Origin of the sequence: Haloflavibacter putidus (assembly GCF_006546625.1) — a bacterium.
Taxonomy (GTDB): domain Bacteria; phylum Bacteroidota; class Bacteroidia; order Flavobacteriales; family Flavobacteriaceae; genus Mesonia; species Mesonia putida.
In genome coordinates, this window is record NZ_VIAR01000012.1 from 17,358 (window position 1) to 37,902 (window position 20,545).

The 20,545-nt window shown below is 34.5% G+C and carries 13 protein-coding genes; all 13 read left to right on the plus strand.

The window, feature by feature from the left end:
- The first annotated feature begins 71 nt into the window (after positions 1-71).
- The 13 genes from FKR84_RS10995 to FKR84_RS11055 all read left to right on the plus strand — a co-directional run bounded on the left by FKR84_RS10995 (position 72) and on the right by FKR84_RS11055 (position 20,545).
- Complete coding sequence (locus tag FKR84_RS10995) at positions 72-1,175, plus strand: PepSY-associated TM helix domain-containing protein (protein WP_141422364.1); 1,104 nt, start codon at positions 72-74, stop codon at positions 1,173-1,175.
- 285 nt (positions 1,176-1,460) lie between these two features.
- Positions 1,461-5,117 (plus strand): CheR family methyltransferase, encoded by a 3,657-nt coding sequence (locus tag FKR84_RS11000; RefSeq protein ID WP_141422365.1) that lies wholly within the window; start codon positions 1,461-1,463, stop codon positions 5,115-5,117.
- Entirely contained in the window at positions 5,114-7,330 is a 2,217-nt protein-coding gene (locus tag FKR84_RS11005) for an ATP-binding protein (RefSeq protein WP_141422366.1), read from the plus strand. The genes FKR84_RS11000 and FKR84_RS11005 overlap by 4 nt, the downstream gene beginning before the upstream one ends.
- A gap of 16 nt (positions 7,331-7,346) precedes the next feature.
- Positions 7,347-7,916, plus strand: coding sequence for a response regulator (locus tag FKR84_RS11010; protein ID WP_141422367.1), 570 nt, complete (start codon positions 7,347-7,349; stop codon positions 7,914-7,916).
- Positions 7,894-8,472, plus strand: a complete 579-nt coding sequence (locus tag FKR84_RS11015) for a biliverdin-producing heme oxygenase (protein WP_141422368.1) — start codon at positions 7,894-7,896, stop codon at positions 8,470-8,472. Before FKR84_RS11010 ends, FKR84_RS11015 begins: the two co-directional genes overlap by 23 nt.
- Before the next feature lie 150 nt (positions 8,473-8,622).
- On the plus strand, positions 8,623-8,823 hold the full coding sequence (locus FKR84_RS11020) for a dodecin family protein (RefSeq protein WP_141422369.1): 201 nt from the start codon (positions 8,623-8,625) through the stop codon (positions 8,821-8,823).
- A 615-nt stretch (positions 8,824-9,438) separates the two neighbouring features.
- On the plus strand, positions 9,439-9,993 hold the full coding sequence (locus FKR84_RS11025) for a DUF3347 domain-containing protein (RefSeq protein ID WP_141422370.1): 555 nt from the start codon (positions 9,439-9,441) through the stop codon (positions 9,991-9,993).
- 84 nt (positions 9,994-10,077) lie between these two features.
- Positions 10,078-11,304 carry a permease gene (locus tag FKR84_RS11030; RefSeq protein ID WP_141422371.1) on the plus strand — a complete coding sequence of 409 codons (1,227 nt, stop codon included), beginning with the start codon at positions 10,078-10,080 and terminating at the stop codon, positions 11,302-11,304.
- An 11-nt stretch (positions 11,305-11,315) separates the two neighbouring features.
- A complete protein-coding gene (locus tag FKR84_RS11035; RefSeq protein ID WP_141422372.1) occupies positions 11,316-11,876 on the plus strand; it encodes a helix-turn-helix transcriptional regulator in 561 nt (186 codons plus the stop codon).
- A gap of 69 nt (positions 11,877-11,945) precedes the next feature.
- Complete coding sequence (locus tag FKR84_RS11040) at positions 11,946-14,666, plus strand: heavy metal translocating P-type ATPase (RefSeq protein ID WP_141422373.1); 2,721 nt, start codon at positions 11,946-11,948, stop codon at positions 14,664-14,666.
- A gap of 328 nt (positions 14,667-14,994) precedes the next feature.
- A complete protein-coding gene (locus tag FKR84_RS11045; RefSeq protein WP_141422374.1) occupies positions 14,995-15,606 on the plus strand; it encodes an HD domain-containing protein in 612 nt (203 codons plus the stop codon).
- 194 nt (positions 15,607-15,800) lie between these two features.
- A complete protein-coding gene (locus tag FKR84_RS11050) occupies positions 15,801-16,121 on the plus strand; it encodes a DUF6660 family protein (protein ID WP_141422375.1) in 321 nt (106 codons plus the stop codon).
- A 77-nt stretch (positions 16,122-16,198) separates the two neighbouring features.
- Complete coding sequence (locus FKR84_RS11055) at positions 16,199-20,545, plus strand: CusA/CzcA family heavy metal efflux RND transporter (protein ID WP_141422376.1); 4,347 nt, start codon at positions 16,199-16,201, stop codon at positions 20,543-20,545.

Sequence of the window (20,545 nt, forward strand, 5' to 3'; positions counted from 1 at the left end):
AAATTAAAAATCACCATAGCACAAAAGTCTTCTAAAAGCTGTAATACACTACTCTAACTTTAGGAAAAATTATGTTGAAACGAAAACTTTTATCTATTCATAAATGGCTGGGATTATTGGCCGGAATATTTATTTTGGTTATGAGTCTAAGTGGCGCAGCCATTGTTTTTGACGATGAGATTGAAGCCTTTTTAAATCGCGATGTTGTTTATTTAGAAAACACTTCACAAGCTGTTTCTTTAGATAACGCTTACGCGGAAGTTAGAAAAAAATACGAAAATTGGGACGCTCGTATAAAACACATTCCCAACACGGCCAACAGAGCTATAGAAATAGAAATTAGAAGACCGGACCAAAGGCGCTATCTCTATTTAAATCCGGTAAACGGAAAAATTTTGCGCGATTTAGACAGCAACAAAACCTTTTCACACTGGATGCTTAAATTGCATTACCAATTACACGCAGGTTTTATTGGAGAAATTATAGCTTTTATAGCAGGTTTTATGCTGCTTGGCTCGTTAATTACGGGCTTTTGGTTTTACCGAAAATCTGTTTGGAAAACCTTGACTTTTAAAATGCGTCCGCGTTTTAGCAAAATGAAAACCTTATCTTCAGAATTACACCGTACAATTGGTGTTTGGGCACTTATTTTTAATTTTCTAACTGCTTTAACCGGTTTTATTTTATTGTTGATTATTGTAGACTCTCACGCAGGAAAATTAGGTAAAGCAGAGCCTATTCCCAATCCGCCCAAAATAGAAGTTTCCTTAAACAAAATTGTTGCAAAAGCAAAAGAAAGCTATCCCGGTTTTAAACCTTCTTATATTAGCATGCCTAAACAACCGGATAGTAAAATAAGATTATATGGCAATACAGACACAGATTTACCAATTCATTACGAATTTTCTAATTACGTACAGTACAATCCCAAAACTGGCGAAGAAACCAAATCTTTTTTTGTTAAAAACCAAGCTTGGCATTTACATCTTTTAAGTTTTACTTACCCCTTACATTTTGGAAATTGGGGTGGTATTTTTATAAAACTTCTTTACACATTTTTTGGTCTTGCCCCAGCATTTTTATCTATTACCGGTTTTATAATTTGGCAACAACGCATCAAACGTCAAAAAGCCCTTAAAACCAAGCAACAAAAAAGAAAATTGAAATATTCGTAGACTGGTCAATTGCTTAAATAATTGATTGGTTAACTAGTGAATTCGGCACACCAAAATCTTTATTAAAATCCCGCATGCAGCTTAAAGCGTTCCCTCATTTTCTATTTTTATATTCTCTATTTTTCTTCATTTTCTTATAACAATCCAAAAGAATAAAAATTTTTCCGTAAAAACATTTTCAAAAGCTTCTTAATTACCTAAAAGCCTGTATTTTTGAGCTTCTACGGAATACCACATTTTTTATATTAAATAATTTAGTAATTTTACCGTTTAGGCAAAAAAAGAATGAAAAATAATACCATCCCAAAAAATAAGCTTGCTAACGTAAAAGTTAAAAGAGAAGATTCTAAGATTATAGCGGTGGGCGCGAGTGCCGGCGGTTTAGAAGCTTTAAAAGTATTTTTTAGCAACCTTTCTAAAACAGACATAAATACTTATGTCGTAATTCAGCATTTATCGCCAGATTATAAAAGTATGATGGGGCAATTGCTCAAAAAATTTGCGCATTTACCCATAAAACAAGTGCGGCAAAACACCTCGATAAAGCAGGGTGAAATTTATTTGATTCCATCTAAAAGTAATGCGGTTATAAAAGACGGCAAATTTGAGCTCATAGATAAAGAGAAAAAAAACCGTATTAATTTGCCAATAGATTTATTTTTTATGTCTTTGGCCAATTATAAACAAGAAAATGCCATAGGCATAATCTTAAGCGGAACCGGCAGCGATGGTACCAGAGGTGTAAAAGCTATAAAAGAAAAAGGCGGGATGATTATGGTGCAAGACCCGCAGCAGGCAAAATTTGATGGTATGCCTAAATCTGCTTTGCAAACGGGATTGGTAGATTATACGCTTGCCGCGGAAAATATGGGCAACGAAATTGAAGAGTACATTAACTCTCCTCTTATTATTAAAATTGACCAAGATAAAGTTGAATACGACAAAGACCTATTTGACGATATTTTGGAGTTGGTTAACAAACAAACCGACGCCGATTTTGCCCATTACAAATATTCTACATTAGCGCGAAGGTTAGCGCGGCGTATAAAAGTATGTAAAGCAAAAACATTAGAAGAATATTATAATGTATTAAAAGAAACGCCAAAAGAAGTTGAATGCTTATTTAAAGAGTTTCTTATTGGGGTTACCAGTTTTTTTAGAGATCAAAAAGTTTGGCAATGTTTGCATCAAGAAGTTTTACCGCAAATCATACAGAGTAAACGCAATTTTCAAAAATTAAAAATCTGGAATGTTGCCTGTAGTACTGGAGAAGAAGCTTATTCTTTGGCTATAAGTATTTATGAAGAAATGCAAAACCAAGAAAAAAACTTGGAAGTAAAAATCTTTGCTACAGACATTTCTAAAGATCATTTAGAAATTGGAAGTCAAGGTGTATATTCTGAAAGTGTTATAAGCGACATTCCGCCAGATTTACTAGAAAAATATTTCGTTTTAAAAAACGATAAATACCAAGTAGTAGATAAGATTAGAAAAATGGTCATTTTCTCTAAACATAATCTACTTAAAAATCCGCCTTTTAGCAATATGGACATTATTATGTGTCGTAATTTGCTTATTTATTTCCAACTTTTCAATCAGCAAAAAGCTTTAAATGCTTTGCATTACGGGTTAAAAGATAAAGGATTTTTAATCTTGGGCACCAGCGAAAGCGTACACACACATCACGACCATTTTGAAGAGATAAACAGACGCTACAAAATTTATCAAAATAAATTTCCGAAAAAAAGATTAGACAGCAGCAATATGCATTCTCCCAGAAAACAAGAAGTCACCAATAGAGAACCCGTCAAGAAAAAAACACTTACAAAAAGCAACAAAAACACGTTTTCTAAACATTCCTATCAAACTGCCTTAACAGAAAACATCTTAGAACATTTTGGCGGAGCAAGTGTTTTGGTAGATGTAGAGTTTACTATTTTAGAAGCTTTTGGCGAGTTTAGAAAATATGCAGATTTACCGGTAAAAGGCTTTAGCACCAATTTACTGGATATGATGGATAAAGACTTGCGCCAAGTTGTAAAAACTACGGGTAAAAAGGCCATTAAAGAAAACACCACTTTACAATACGACAATTTCAATTTACAAAAAGACGATCAAACTATAGGTTTAAAACTAATTTGTAAACCTTTTAAAGTAGAAAAATTTGGTAATGAAACCGGTCTAATTCTAAATTTTATAGAAACCGATATAAATTTAGACAAGGTTAAAAAAATTGAAAATTTAAAGCCGGGCACGCACTCGCAAGAGTATATAGAAGAACTGGAGCGCGAACTCAAAAAAACAAAAGAAGAATTACAAGAATCTTTAGAAGAAATAGAAAGCAGTAACCAAGAGTTACAAACAGCCAACGAAGAGCTTTTGGCATCTAATGAAGAACTGCAAAGCACCAACGAAGAATTGCAAAGCGTTAACGAAGAAATAAATACCGTTAATGCAGAAAATGTGCAAAAGATGGAAGACTTATCGCAACTTAATGCAGATATGAATAACCTGCTAGAGAGCACCAATATTGGTACCATCTTTTTGGACGATAAACTTCAGATAAGAAAGTTTACTCCCGCCATCAAACGACATTTTAGTCTGTTAAAATCAGATTTAGGAAGACCAATTAACGATTTTACAGCCAATTTTACTTTACGGAAAGGAAAAGATTTGGTTTCGCGCTGTGAGCGTGTTTTAAAAACCGGCAAAAGTTTAGAACGACATATTGTGGCAAAAGACGGCGTTAATTTCTTGCAACGTATTTCGCCATTTTTAAACTCTAGAGAAGAGATGGTTGGGGTAGTAATCACATTTATTAACATCGAGTCGTTACAAAAAGCAAAAAGAAAATTAGAAGCTAGCGAAAAACGCTTTAAATCTTTTTATGAAGAAGATCCGGTTATGCACTTTAGTGTAGAACCAATTTCTAATCAGATTACCCATTGCAATATAGAAGCTGCAGAGAAACTGGGTTATGAAGAAAAAGAAGAATTGATAGGAAAGTCTATTTTAGATCTTTATAAAGATAACTCTCAATTACAAACCATTAAAAGGCATAAAGAATTTAAAAAAGAAGGGGTTCTAAAAAATATAGAGCAATTATTACTTACCAAAGAAGCCGAAGAAATTTCGGTAATTATGCATATTACCGCAGAGGTAGACGAAGATGACAATATTATAAACCATCGTTTTACTTGTGTAGACATTTCCGCACAGAAAAAATCGCAAAAAGAATTAGAAGAGCAAAAAGCAGATTTAGTTAGAGTTAATCGCGATTTAGAACAATTTGTAAGTATCTGTTCACACGATTTGCAAGAACCGCTTTCTACCATAAAATTTGGTAGCGATATTCTTGGTAAAATTTATGGCGATAAGCTAGATAAAAAAGGAAAAGATTACATCTCTTATATAGATCAAGCTTCCAACCGTTTGTCTGAGCAAATTAAAGCCTTGTTAGAACATTCTCGTATTGGTAGAAATACCAATAAGAAGCTAGTAAATACGCGAGAGTTGGTAGAAGTGGTGAAATACGATTTAAGCAAACGTATAAAAGATACCAAAGCACGTGTAAGCGTTGGTAAATTACCAAAAATTAAAGCATACGAAGTAGAATTGCGTTTATTGTTTCAGAATTTAATGAGCAATGCTTTAAAGTATATTTCTAAAGACCGCAAACCGGAAATAAGAATTTCTGCTTATCCCGAGGGAGATTATTGGGTGTTTACTATTATGGATAACGGCATAGGAATCTCGGAAGAAGATCAAAAAAGTATTTTTACTATTTTTAATCGTGTACCATCTGCAGAAAAAGATTATGATGGCACCGGAGTTGGTTTGGCACACGTAGAAAAAATTGTAACCTTACACGAAGGCTCGCTTTGGGTAGATTCTCAAGTTGGAGTTGGAAGCACATTTTATTTTAAAATAAAAGCTAAATGAGGTTAAAACAATACCAAGAAAATGTAAACCTTACCAATTGCGATAAAGAGCCCATTCAAATTATTCCGTTTACGCAAGATTATGGTTTTGTGCTAGTTTGCGAACCTGCTACTTTACAAATACTGCAAGTTAGCGAAAATGTCGAGCGTTTTCTTGGTCTAAAAAAAGACGCTATTTTAAACCAGAACTTAGCTCAAATTTTACCAAAAGATGGGTTACAGCAATTTCAAAATATAAAAGAAAAACCCACCAACTTTTCTGTAGAAAAAGTAAACATTGGCAACGCAGCTTGGTTTATGCTCCCTACCCTACACAATAAGCATTTGCTTATAGATTTTGAGCCTTGGGAAGAAATAGCAGAACCGCTTTTGCTTCAAAAAGAATTATCGCAACTAATAAATTTTTTAGACAACGCCCAAAGCATACCAGAAATGGCAGCGCAAACCGTAAAAATGGTACGCGAAAGCTTTGGTTATGATCGGGTAATGCTATACGAATTTGATGCCGAATGGAATGGCGAAGTAATTGCAGAAGAAAAACAAAAGGAAATGAAAAGCTGGCTTGGTTTGCGCTATCCTGCAAGCGATATTCCTAAACCGGCCAGAGAAATTTTTTTACAACAAGGCGTAAGAATGATTGCAGATGTGCAATACAAGGCAGCAGATTTGGTTCCTAAAATTTCTCCGTTAACGCAAAAACCGCTCAATATTGCCAAATCAGAGCTTCGTGGCGTCTCTCCTATACATATTCAATACCTAAAAAATATGGAGGTTGGCGCATCGTTAACCGCTGCAATTATTGTAGATGGCGATTTATGGGGTTTATTGGCTTGCCATCATAATTACGCCAAAAAAATAAATTATTACCAACGCCAAACGTGCAAATTTTTAACCCAAGTCTTTTCTAACAAACTTTCTTTAGAAAACAGTAAAACTTACTTCAACAAATTAGAAAAGAGCGATAATTTCCGTAAAGAATTAGTAACACAAATGCGGCATAGCAAAAACTTACCGGAAGCTTTAACTGCTTTTAAAACCAAATTTACCAATTTGGTATCTTGCTCCGGTGGCGCATTAATTCTTGATAATACCATTAAATTACTAGGCAAAACCCCTACTGAAAAAGAGATAATTAAGCTAAAAGAAGAATTTTTAAAAAATAGACCGGAAAATGTTTATTTTCAGAGAAATCTTGGCGCTACTTTTCCTTCCGCAAAAGCTTATGCTCAAAACGCTTCGGGTATTTTGAGTTTACGTTTAGACCAAAGCGATAAAAATTTTGTACTTTGGTTTCGTCCCGAAGAAGCACAAGAAGTAAGCTGGGGCGGAAAACCAGAAATAATTAACAATACCAAAGACGATCTTACCTCGATGAGTCCCCGTACTTCTTTTGAAAAGTGGACTACAAAACAATCTGGTATTTCTAAAGCCTGGAAAAGTTATGATATAAAAGCAGCAGAAAATCTTTTAGAAAATATTTCGGCATTTAGATTGGCACAAAAAAAAGATAAAGTTTCGCGATTAAACAACCAATTATCTTTGGCCAATAAAGAACTGGAAACCTTTAGCTACACGGTTTCTCACGATTTACGTGCTCCCTTGCGGGGAATTAAAAGTTACCTGAAAATTTTACAAGAGGATTTGGCAGAAGGCAAAACAGAAGAGCTACCGCAAATTGTAGAGACAATGACTACAGCAACTGCCGAAATGGATACGTTGATAGAAAACTTATTAAATTATGCTAAAAATGCAGCAGGAAATATTCGGCCAACCAAAATAGCTTTGGTTACTTTAATAGAAAATATTTTAAAAAAGAATAACGTAGCTAAAAACTATCCGCAAACCAAAATAGAGATAATTCCCAATTTGCCCAACATTTTTGGAGATGCACAAATGATAGAGCAACTTTTTACCAATTTACTGGAAAATGCTTTAAAATATAGCGCCGAAAAACAAGACGCACACATTAAAATAGGTTTTGAAAAACGACAGCAAAATACCGTTTTTTATGTTAAAGATAATGGTATTGGTTTTAAAGAAGAAGATGCTAAAAAATTGTTTGAACCCTTTATACGTCTAGCTCCCAAAAACATAGAAGGTTCTGGCATTGGCCTAGCCACCGTAAAAAAAGTAATAGAAAAACATCAAGGAAAAATTTGGGCAGAGAGTGAACCCGGCAAAGGTTCGGTTTTTTATTTTATCTTAGCAGTCTGAGATAAGCTTTTTAAAAATGATAAAAATACCTTTACGGATTGTTTTGGTAGAAGACTACCAAATAGATGCAGATTTAATTACCAGGCACATAAAAAAGGTAGTTACAAATCCTACAATAAAAGTAACCGATAATCTAGCCGATTTTAAAGAACTACTAACTTCTTTTGTGCCAGATATCGTGTTATCAGATTATAATTTGCCAACGTGCACAGGTTTGGATATTTTAGAATACACCAAAGAAAACGATAAAAACTTACCATTCATCTTTATTACGGGAACTTTAGAAGACGAAGAACTGGCCGCCAACACTATTTTATCTGGTGCAGATGGTTTTATCTTAAAGAAACACTTGCCAAACTTGCACGAAAAAATACGACCTCTGTTTAAAAAGTTTGTCTTTAACATGAATAAACAAGAGGCTTTGCGCGAGCAAATTAGAAGAAATAAAATGACGGTAAACCGCATTAAACGGTATTTAGATAACCTTAGGAGCGACTCTACGGAGCAGCAAGAAAACCTTCAAAAAATACGAGAAAATATAGACTCTTTACAAGACGATAAACATGCTAACGACCTTAAAGAATGAAACCAGAGATCTTCATACCGCGACAGAAAATGAAAATCTAGCCAACAAAATTATAGATAAAAGTATTAGCAAAGAAGAATTTCATCTTTTGCTACTTCAAAACTACGTAGCTTACGCCCTTACCGAAAATGCTATTGCAGATAATTTAGATGATTTTCAGCCGGAAAAAGCCGCGGTTCTTCAAAAAGATTTAAAAAATCTAAGCATCCAATCTCCCAACTTAAATAATTATACTTACTCTTTTTCTTGTAAAAACTCTGCGGAAGCTTTGGGAGCGCAATATGTTGTAGAGGGTTCTGCTTTAGGCGGAATGGTAATTGCTAAACATTTAAAAAAATGCCCTCCCCTAGCAAATTTACCTACCCAAAATTTCTTTAGCGGAAAGCGGGAAAATTTAGCAGATTGGAAAAAGTTTCAAAATAAAATGGAAGAATACAGCTTTACCGCTTCTCAAAAAGAACAAATGCTGGAAAAAGCGAAAGAAACTTTTAATTTTTTCAGGAAGGTATTTCAAGATAAAAATCTTAAAAAGTACATACCTACAAAAAGCTTTTAAAGCAAAATAAAACGATTAGATAAAGCAACAAAAATGTTAATTTATTAAAAACCAAAAGCTTATAGTAACAAATTCCTGTTAATTATTTTCCGCTGGCTTTCTTTTTTTATACTTTAAGGCTAAATTAAGTATAACCAAAAAAATTAAATTATGGCAGTATTAAAAGTAGTAGAGATTTTAGCAAACTCAGAAAAAAGTTGGGAAGATGCAACTCAAAAAGCAGTAAAACATGCTTCTAAAACCGTAAAGAATATCAAATCGGTTTATATTAACGAGCAGACCGCTACGGTAAATGGAGACAATATAGCCGAATTTCGGGTAAACGTAAAAATAACATTTGAAGTGAATTAAAAACCTTCAAAATCTATAATTGAACAACCGTTTAAGAAATCTTTGTTAGAGAATCTTAAACGGTTTTTTTGTTTAAATTATTTCTCTTTCTATACTTTTGATTTTAGTAGGTTAGCATAATTTTTTAAGTAATTTAGCAAAATTATCAAAACATATTTTCTAAAAAACTTTGTGCTTTATTTACTCTTTTACTGTTTTTCAACTCTTCTTTATATGGACAACCTTTAGAAGAATTTATAGAGACAGAAATAATCAATAGTCCGCGTTTAGAAGGCTTGAAATTACAATATCGTGAATCGCAAGAAGAATAAAGGAAGTAAAAAGTCTTCCCAAGACATATTTTGAAGCAGGTTATTTTTTGAACGAGCCCGAAATTAGAACCGGAACCCCAGAGGCAAAATTTCCCGTAAAGCAATGCTTACAGCTTAAATTTCAATTAAAGAAAATAGAAGCCGTTAACGATTCTTATATATAAACAGCGGTTATAGAATATGTAACAAGTTAAACTATTAGTGTATAGAAAAGAGCTTATATTAATAGAATATGCATCATATAAATTTCAATTAATCAAAAAAACACTAACTTTAAATTAATTAATATTAAAACCATTTCAAAATGAAAACCAAATTCAAAACCTTAGGAATTATTGCAATTGCAGCACTGAGTTTTACCGCGTGTAAAAACGAATCTAAAAGCGATATGCAAAAAGAAGAGGTAAAACAAGAAAATACTGTAAAAAATGATCAGAACCAAGATCGTAGAATTGATTTTAGACACGAAAAAGAAGCCGAAGTTTTTTATACCTACCTGGATATTAAAAATGCATTGGTAAAAACAAACGCCGAAGAAACCCAACGTATAGCAAAAGACTTTGCAGATAACCACGAAGAAAAAAGTGAATTTCATGAGCCACAAATTTATACACTTATGGCCAAAATTGGCGAACTGGAAGATGTAGAAGAACAACGAGAGCTTTTTAATGAATTAAGTCAAAAAATTGAACCTTTTCTACAAGCGGCTCTAAAAGAAGGAGAGATTTTTAAACAATATTGCCCAATGGCTTTTAATGATGAGGGTGCGTTTTGGTTCTCTGTAAACGAAGAAATTTTTAATCCTTATTTTGGAGATAAAATGTTGCATTGCGGTTCTGTACAAGCAATTATTAAATAAAATCACTTTAAAAAATCTAAAGACTCTTGCTCCGGGTCTTTAGATTAGCTTTTTTTACTTCTATAAAAATTAAAAACGAGACGTATGAACTCTTTTTTAACACAATGGGGAGAAGCTGCATTTACCGCAGTAGGTTTTTTCTGGATGGCGCTTTGGGCATTTATATTAGGTTACATCATTAGTAGTATGATTCAGATTTTTGTTACCGAAAAACGCATGCAAAAAACCATGGGAGAAAAAGATGGTAAAAGCGTACTGTTGGGCACTTTCTTTGGTTTTATAAGCAGTTCTTGCAGTTTTGCCGCCTTGGCTTCTGCCAAATCTTTATTTAAAAAAGGAGCAAGTTTTGTAGGTTCTATCGCTTTTTTATTGGCTTCAACCAATTTGGTAATAGAACTCGGAATTATAATCTCTATTTTCTTAGGCTGGCAATTTGTAGTAGGAGAATATGTGGGAGGTATTTTATTAATTTTAATTTGCTGGCTATTAATCCGACTTATAAATCCTAAGAAATTAATACAACAAGCTCGCGAAAATCTCGAACAAGAAGAGGACGAGACAATAGATAATTCTACCAACTGGAAAAAGCAAATTAAAAAAGAAAGCAGCTGGGCAAAAGTTGCAAAAAAATATAAAATGGAATGGCAAATGGTTTGGAAAGACGTAACGGTAGGCTTTACAATAGCCGGTATAGTTGCGGCTTTTATTCCAGATTCTTTTTTTCAAACCTTATTTATAAACAGTGGTTCGGGTAATACCGATTTTTCTTTTTTCGAAATTTTAGAACATATTATAGTTGGTCCCGTGGTGGCATTTATAACCTTTATTGGTTCTATGGGCAATATTCCACTCGCGGCTTTATTATTTGGTAAAGGCGTAAGTTTTGCCGGGGTAATTGCTTTTATTTTTAGCGATTTGGTAGTATTTCCGGTTTTGCGCATCAACGCCAAATATTACGGCTGGAAAATGTCTTTGTTTATATTATTTTTACTCTTTACGGCCCTAATAGGAAGCTCCTTAATTTTACATTATGGTTTTGATGCCTTAAATCTAATTCCAGATCCCTCGCAAACCAACGTAAAAAATCAGGAGTTTTTTAAATTAGATTACACCTTCTTTTTAAACATTGGTTTTTTACTGCTTTCCTCCTATTTGGTTTACTTAGGTTTTTTTAGAAAAAAAGATGTAGATTTTAAAATGAGCGAGATGGCGCCAAAAAGTAAATTATTAGAAAGCATCTTAAAATATGCAGCTTTTATTTGCTATATATGGTTAGCAGGTGGTCTTGTGGTTAAATTTTTTGTACTTTAAGCCAAACAGCTATGCAACAAGAATTTTACATAAAAAATATGGTTTGTGACCGGTGTAAAATCGCGGTAGAAAGTATTTTGAAAAACCTAAATGCAAAACCCTTAAAAACAGAATTAGGCAAAGTTACAACAGAAATTTCAGAAGATTTTTCTATAAATACTTTACGGAAAAACCTAAACGAAGGCGGCTTTGAGCTTTTAGAAAACAACAGTTTACAACTTTCAGAAAAAGTAAAAGCAAACCTTATCAATTTACTGGAAGAAGAAAAAAATACAAAAAATATCAGTTCTTTTCTTTCACAAAAAATGAGTAAAGATTATGCGTTTATAAGCAAAACCTTTAGAAAAACAGAAGGGCAAACCGTAGAACAATTTTTTATTCGGTTAAAAATAGAAAAAGCAAAAGAACTTATACAAATGAACCAGCTATCTTTTTCAGAAATAGCTTATCAACTTGGGTATAACTCCATTAGCCACTTATCCAGCCAGTTTAAATCGGTAACCAAAACCACGATGAGCGAGTATAAAAACAACAAAAACTGGAACAGAAAACCTTTAGATAAAATTCTGTAAACCTTTTCTGTAATTATGAAAAGTTTTCTCGATAATAGCAGTTAACTTGCCTTAAAATACAGAAAAAAGATGATTTATATATATACAGTAAGCGGAATGACTTGCCAAGGTTGCCGCGCGCACGTAGAAGAAATTTTACAACAAGTTAAAGAAGTAAAAAACGCTCAAGTAAATTTAGAGAAACAAGAAGCCACCATAGAGATCAAGCAAGAAGAAAAACCGGAAGATTTATTGCAATCTTTACAAAATGCGCTAGAAAAAGATGGCAGCGGTTATGAAATTTCGCTTCCGCGGAAGCAAGGGGAAGCACAAGAAAAAACCTATTCTGTACACGGAATGACTTGCCAGGGTTGTCGCGCGCACGTAGAAGAAACGCTACAAAATATAGAAGGCGTAGAAAATGCAAGTGTAAACTTAGAAGACAAAAAAGCAAAAATTACCACTAGCAAACCCGTAACTTTAAAACAATTACAAAAAGCATTTAAAAAAGATGCTGATAGTTATCAAATAACTAAGCTTGGCGAAAAAGCACCAGAAAAGAAAAAACCAAAAAGTACGGGCACAGGCGTTTACTATTGCCCAATGCATTGCGAAGGCGATAAAACCTACGACCAACCGGGAGATTGCCCCGTTTGCGGAATGGATTTGGTAGAAGAAACACCAACAAGACAACAAACAATTTATACCTGTCCAATGCACCCCGAAATAGAAGCAGACGAACCGGGAAGTTGCCCAAAATGCGGAATGGATTTGGTACCAAAAGAACCCGACCTTTCTAGCGAAGAAAAGAATTTTATTGCGCTTAAAAAGAAATTATGGATTTCTATTGCCTTTAGTTTTCCTATTTTCTTGATTTCTATGTCAGAAATGCTCCCCAACAATCCGCTTTACAATTGGCTGGATTTAAAGTATTGGAACTGGATTCAATTTTTCTTATCCATACCAGTTGTATTTTACGCCTGTTGGATGTTTTTTGAACGCGCCTACAAATCTATAAAAACCTGGAACCTCAATATGTTTACGCTTATAGGCATTGGCGCAGGCGTAGCGTGGATTTTTAGTGTGGTGGGTTTGTTGTTTCCAGATATTTTTCCGCCGCAATTCCAATCAGAAAGCGGGGTTGTTCACGTTTATTTTGAAGCTGCTTCGGTAATACTTACTTTGGTTTTAATGGGACAGGTTATGGAAGCTCGCGCGCATAGCAAAACCAATTCTGCAGTAAAAGAATTAATAAAACTTGCTCCCAACGAAGCCACCAAAATAGAAAATGGCGAAGAAGTAAAAATAAGTATTGATAAAATTGAAGAAGGCGATTTACTTCGAGTAAAACCCGGGGAAAAAATTCCCGTAGACGGAAAAATAACGGAGGGAAAAACCAGTATAGACGAGTCTATGATTACCGGAGAGCCAATTCCGGCAGAAAAACAAGAAGGCGATAAAGTTAGCTCGGGTACCATAAACGGGCAACAAACTTTTGTAATGAAAGCAGAAAAAATAGGTAGCGAAACCTTACTGTCGCAAATTATAGAAATGGTAAACCAAGCCAGCCGTAGTCAAGCCCCAATACAACGTTTGGCAGATAAGATTGCCAGTTATTTTGTACCAATTGTGGTAATAATTTCTATCCTAACATTTATTGTTTGGGCTTTGGTTGGCCCAAATCCCGCCTTGGTTTACGCCTTTGTAAATGCAGTAGCAGTGCTAATTATTGCGTGCCCGTGTGCTTTAGGTTTAGCAACGCCTATGTCTGTAATGGTTGGCGTTGGTAAAGGCGCGCAAAACGGGGTTTTAATTAAAAATGCCGCAGCTTTAGAGGGTTTTGTAGATATAGACACGCTAATTGTAGATAAAACCGGCACAATAACACAAGGCAAACCCGCAGTAGAAAAAATTGGTGTTGCCAATAACTTTACGGAAGAAGAAATTCTTGAAAAAATTATAGCCTTAAACCAATATAGCGAACATCCTTTAGCGCAAGCCAGTTTAAATTATGCCAAAGAAAAAGAAATAAAAGCCGGCAAAGCAAACAACTTTAACAGCATTACCGGTAAAGGCGTAAGCGGAGAAATAGAAGATAAAAAATTCTTTTTGGGAAACAAACGTCTTTTAGAAGACAATAAAATAAGCATCTCAAAAGCTCTACAAGAAAATGTAGAAAGAGAGCAAGCCAAAGGCAAAACGGTTTCTTACATAGCCACTCAAGAAAACGCTATCGGCTTTATGGTAATTAGCGACCCAATTAAAAAAACCAGTAAAAAAGCAGTAAAAGCGCTTCAAGAAAAAGGAATTGAAGTAATAATGCTTACCGGAGATAACAAAGAAACCGCTCAAGCTGTAGCCAAAGAAATTGGTTTAAGCAGTTTTAAAGCAGGAATGTTACCAGAAGATAAACAAAAAGAAGTAAAAAAACTGCAAGAAAAAGGCAAGAAAGTAGCTATGGCCGGAGATGGTATTAACGATGCTCCCGCCCTAGCCCAAAGCGATATTGGCATTGCAATGGGAACCGGAACAGATGTTGCTATAGAAAGTGCAAAAATAACTTTGGTAAAAGGAGATTTGCACGGTATTGTAAAAGCAAGAAGATTGAGCGAGAAAGTAATGAAAAACATCAAAGAAAATTTGTTTTTTGCCTTGGTATATAACAGTCTTGGCGTGCCGGTTGCTGCCGGAATTCTGTTTCCCTTTTTCGGGATTTTACTTTCGCCTATGATTGCCGCCTTGGCTATGAGTTTTAGTTCTGTTTCTGTAATTGCAAATGCGTTACGTTTACGAAATGCCAAAATAAGTTAAGTAAATAAAAAGTATATGCTAAATGCTTTCGCTCTACGGCGGAATTTTTTCCGATAAGGAAAACAAAACATATAGCTAAAATAACCTGTAAACAGATTTAAAAACCTCTTTACTAAAGTTTGATTGCTATTTGGCAAACATCTTTTTACTGAAATAATTGCAGTTGAAAAGTAATCTGTATCAAATGGGTACAATGCCAAATAGCAATCTTATATTATGCGTTTTAAATTAAAACTTGCCATTTTATAATAAATTAGTTACATTCAAGTTATTCTTAAAAATTTTTGCTTATTGAATACGATTACTTCGACTGTTTCAAAACTGATTTATGAACTCTATTATAGCACAGGCTAAAACGCATTGTTTACAACTTTTAAAAGAAAGTAGGTGCAAACATTTAGCGTTTCATAATACCCAACATACTATAGATGTTTTTTCGGGAGCAAAAAAAATTGGGCAATACGAAGGTTTGACTTCAAAAGAACTAGAAATTGTACAATTAGCTGCTTTATTTCACGATACAGGAAATGTAGATTGTTTTCAAGGGCACGAAAATGTTAGCGCACAAAAAGCTTTTGACTATTTGTCTGAAAAAGGTTTAGGGCAAGAACGGGTACAAGAAATTGTAGCTTGTATTCTAGCTACAAAAATGCCCCAGAACCCACAAAATAAATTGCAAAAAGTTTTGTGCGATGCAGATTTAGCACATTTAGGCGCTAAAGATTTCCTACAAAAAAATAAACAATTACGAAAAGAATGGAGCAACCAGTTAAACCTTTCCTTTTCTACAATAGAATGGTTAGAGCTTAATTGTAATTTTTTAAAAACACATCGTTATTTTACTTCCTACGGAAAGAAAATTTTAGAGCCACAAAAGAAAAGAAACTTTGTAAAAATCAAACAACAAATGCTCAATCCAACCAAAGAATTTCCGGTTTAAAGCAATTATATTTTACTGCATTACGGCAACCTTTACTTCTTCCGTAAAGTAAAATTTTTGATTTTTCTTGATACAGAAGAAAATGAGCAAAAAGTTTAAAATTTCACATCAAATTCTATTTTAAAAGGTTTTATAGTTCAATTATCTTAGCTTGAAGCGATTAAATTTTATAAAAAATCTTATCTTTGAAGCTTATGAAATTTATGGTGTTTATTTTATCGGTGTATTTGATGGGATTAAATTTTATCCCGTGCGACGATCTTGCGCCTACTGCTCAACACCAAGAAATAAGCATAGCAGAACATACAGACTCTCACCAGCATTCTCAAAACCATGAGCAACAGGATTTATGCTCGCCTTTTTGCCAGTGTCATTGTTGCCATATTCATATTTTAGATTTCAATTTTTCTGAAGTAGTTATTTTTCACCCCAATATTCCTATTCTAGACATTGGTTATGCCAACCGTTATGGTTTAGAAATACAGCATTCTCTCTTACAACCTCCGCAAGTTTAAAATACTATAAGCAAACAATTTGTTGCTTAAAATAAGTTTCAAACACAAATTCTTATTATTATTTTAAACATTTTTATATGATTAATCGCATTATAGATTTTTCTATCCGCAATAAGTTCTTAATAGGTTTATTTATGGTTGGCTGGATAGGAATGGGCATTTGGAGTATGCAAAAAGTACCCATAGATGCCACACCAGATATTACCAATAACCAGGTACAAGTAATTACGCAAGCGCCCAATTTAAGCACAGAAGACATAGAGCAATTTGTCACCTATCCCGTAGAAGTGGCAATGAGTAATTTACCAGATGTAAAAGAAATACGCTCTGTTTCTAGGTTTGGCCTATCTGTAGTTACCATAGTTTTTAAAGATGAAGCAGGAACCTATTTACCCAGACAATTGGTTTCGGAAAAGTTAACCAAGGTTCGCGAAGAGATTCCCGAAGGTTTTGGGAGTCCTATGATGGGACCTATTTCTACCGGTTTAGGAGAAATTTACCAATATACCTTAGAAGTAGAAGAAGAATATCAAGACAAATATACTATTACCGAGTTGCGCAGTATGCAAGACTGGATAATACGCAGACAAATGTCTTTGGTGCCCGGCGTAGTTGAGGTTAACGCTTTTGGCGGAAAAATAAAACAGTACGAGGTAGCAATAAATCCGTCGCAATTAAAAGCTATGAACATTACGACTGCGGAAGTTTTGCGTACTTTAAAAGAAAACAACCAAAATACCGGTGGTGCCTACATAGAAAAAAATCACCAAGCCAATTTTATTCGAGGGGAAGGTTTGGCCAGCAATCCTACAGATATCGAAAAAATGCTTATAAAAACACGCAACGGTATTCCGGTAACCATTAAAGACGTAGCAGAAGTAAAAATTGGCCACGCCGTGAGGTATGGCGCGCTTACCAAAGATGGAAAAGGAGAAACCGTCGGCGGAATGATTTTGATGCTAAAAGGCGCCAACTCCAACGAAGTTATAGAACGTGTAAAGAAAAGAATGGAGCAAATTCAAAAATCTTTACCAGATGGCGTTTATGTAGAACCATTTTTAGACCGTAGCGATTTGATTGCAAATACTACAAGCACGGTTAAAAATAATTTATTAGAAGGCGGTTTAATAGTAATATTCGTGTTGGTTTTACTTTTAGGAAATTGGCGCGGCGGTTTAATTGTTGCATCTACCATTCCGCTTGCTTTGTTATTTGCTTTTATTTTAATGAATGTTTTTGATGTTTGGGCCAACTTGATGAGTTTGGGAGCAATAGACTTTGGTATAATTGTAGACGGCGCGGTTATTATTGTAGAAAGTACCGTTTTTTACCTTTTTGCATATACACAAAAAAATAAAAGACCAAATAGAGAAAAGCGGAATGAGATAACGGCAAAGTCTTCTAAAAAAATGATGAATGCTGCTTTTTTCGGACAGTTAATCATTGTGTTGGTTTTTATACCAATCTTAGCTTTAGAAGGCATAGAAGGCAAAATGTTTCAGCCAATGGCGCTAACTTTTATTTTTGCTATGCTTGGGGCAATGATACTTTGTCTTACCTATGTGCCAATGATGTCTGCTTTATTAATTACTGTAAAAAGTGGTAAATCTAAAAAAACAAATTGGGGAGACCGTTTTGTAAAATGGGTAGAAAAAAATTATGCTAAAGCTCTTACCAAAAGTTTAAAACACGGGAAAGCAATTTTGGCAAGTGCGGTTGTAATTTTTGGGTTGGCAGTGTTTACGTTTATGCAATTAGGTGGTGAATTTATTCCGCAATTAGACGAAGGCGATATCGCTTTTCATATCATGCCAAAATCCGGTAGTTCTTTAAGCGAAACCATTGCTACCACCACAAAAGCAGAACAAATAATCTTAAGTAAATATCCGGAAGTTAAATCGGTAATAAGTAGAATTGGAGTGGCAGAAGTACCCACAGACCCCATGCCAATGGATATCGCAGACACCTTTATAATCTATAAAGATAACTTTGAATGGACTTCCGCAAAGAACAAAGTAGATTTTCTGGAAAAAGTAAAAAAAGATTTAAGTGTGCTTCCCGGTGTTTCTTATGAATTTACGCAACCTATTGAAATGCGTTTTAACGAATTACTTACCGGTGTGCGCGAAGATGTAGCCATAAAACTCTTTGGTGACGATTTAGAACTTCTTGCTGCAAAAGCAGAAGAAATGGGAAAAATAATTTCGACAGTAGATGGTGTTGGAGATCTTAAGGTAGAAGCCACTGCAGGTTTACCGCAAATAAGCATAGAGTATAACCGTAATAAACTAGCGCAATATGGGTTGCAAATAAGCAAATTAAACCAGCTTGTACAAACCGCTTTTGCAGGCTCTAAAGCAGGAGTTATCTTTGAAGGTGAACGCAAGTTTGATTTGGTAGTAAGGTTACAAGAAAACCAGCGAAAAGATATCAAAAACGTAGAAAACCTATTTGTAAACTTGCCCAACGGCAATCAAATACCTTTACGCGAAGTTGCTAATATTCATTATGAACCCGGACCAATGCAAATAAGTCGGGATAACACCAACAGACGCACGTATGTGGGTATAAATATTAGAAATCGCGATGTAGAATCTGTAGTGAAAGACATTCAGCAAAAATTAGATGCAGAATTAGATTTACCACCGGGATATTATATAAGATACGGTGGTGCTTTTGAAAATTTGGAACGCGCAAGTAACAGGTTACAAACCGTTGTTCCTATTGCGTTAGTTTTAATTTTTATTTTAATTTATTTGGCATTACGCTCGTTTACACAAACCTTAATGATTTATTTAGCAATTCCTATGGCTACCATTGGTGGCGTATTTTCGTTGTATTTGCGCGATATGCCTTTTAGTATTTCTGCCGGAGTTGGCTTTATAGTTTTATTTGGCGTTGCCGTATTAAACGGCTTAGTGCTTATAAGTGGTTTAAACGAGTTAAAACAAGAAAAGCAAATGAGTTTAAAAAATCGTATTCTTCAAGGTACCAAAAGACGAGTACGGCCAATAATGCTTACTGCTCTTACAGATATATTAGGGTTTTTACCAATGGCAATTTCTACCTCTTCTGGAGCAGAAGTACAACGCCCATTGGCTACAGTTGTAATTGGCGGCTTGATTACTTCTACCCTACTTACTTTGTTTGTTTTACCAATTTTATATAAATGGCTAGAAAAACAAAGAGAAAAAAGAGCAGATAGAATTCCTAAAAACACCGTTCTCGCAGGACTTGTGGTTTTAGTAAGCTTTCTGCCATTTGCTACGCAAGCACAAGAAATACCAACGCAGCAATTAAGTATGGAAGAAGCCGTAGAAAAAGCCGTAGAAAACTATCCGCTTTTAAAAAATAAAGAGCTCGCCATAAACCAAAGCCAAGCAGCCAAAAAAGAAGTTTGGGATTTGGGTACTACAAAAGTTTTTACCGGCGGAGAAGAATTGACTGATGGTAAAGGCACGTATACCATAATAGGTTTAGGGCAAGAAAAAATAGATTTATTTGGCATTGCAGCAAAAAATAAATTGGCAAAAGCGCAAATTGCCTTGGCAAAACAGCAAAAAAACCTCAGCGAGTTAGAATTACAAAAAAGCGTACAATTGGCTTGGAGTAATGTTTACGTGGCAAAAAAGAAATACCATTTAATAAGTAGGTTAGATTCTGTTTATCAAAAATTTAAGCAAGCCATAGATTTACAATACAATGTAGAAGCAATTTCTAAACTCAAGTATATTTCGGCCAACAATCAAGCTCTACAAATTGCTTTGCAAAAGCGACAAGCACAAGACGATTATACCATAGCTTTAGAGAATTTTAATGTTTGGTTATTTGAAGATCAATTATATGATGTATCGCAAAATTTAGATATAAATCAGATTTTAATACAAGAAAATAAAACATTAAAAGAGCATCCGGCTTTACAAACTGCTCAATTGCAAATAGACGCAGCAAAAGCAGATTATAAAGCGGCAAAAGCAGATTTACTTCCTAAGTTTAACTTGCAATACGGTATTCAAGAAATTAGGGGTGCGTCTGGTTATTATTCTTACCAAGCTGGTATTTCGCTTCCTTTGCTTTCGGGAGCAGAGCGTAGACGCATAAAAACAAGTAAAATAGAACAACAAATAACAAGCAACAAAGCCAGTTTAAGCAAAAAAAGATTACAGACTAATTACACAAATGCTTTACGGAATTTTAAAAAGTGGAAAGAATCTTGGCAGTTTTACAAAGAAGAAGCCTTGCCACTTACCACACAACAACAAAGTGGCGCTTTGCTAGCTTTTAGAGAAGGAGCAATAGATTATACCGGATTTATTCAGTTAATCGAACAAGCTAATAAAACCGAATTAGCCGCAATCAAAACGCTTCAAAATTACTTGGAAGCTTATATAAACCTAGCATATTTTCAACCTGAACAAAATTAA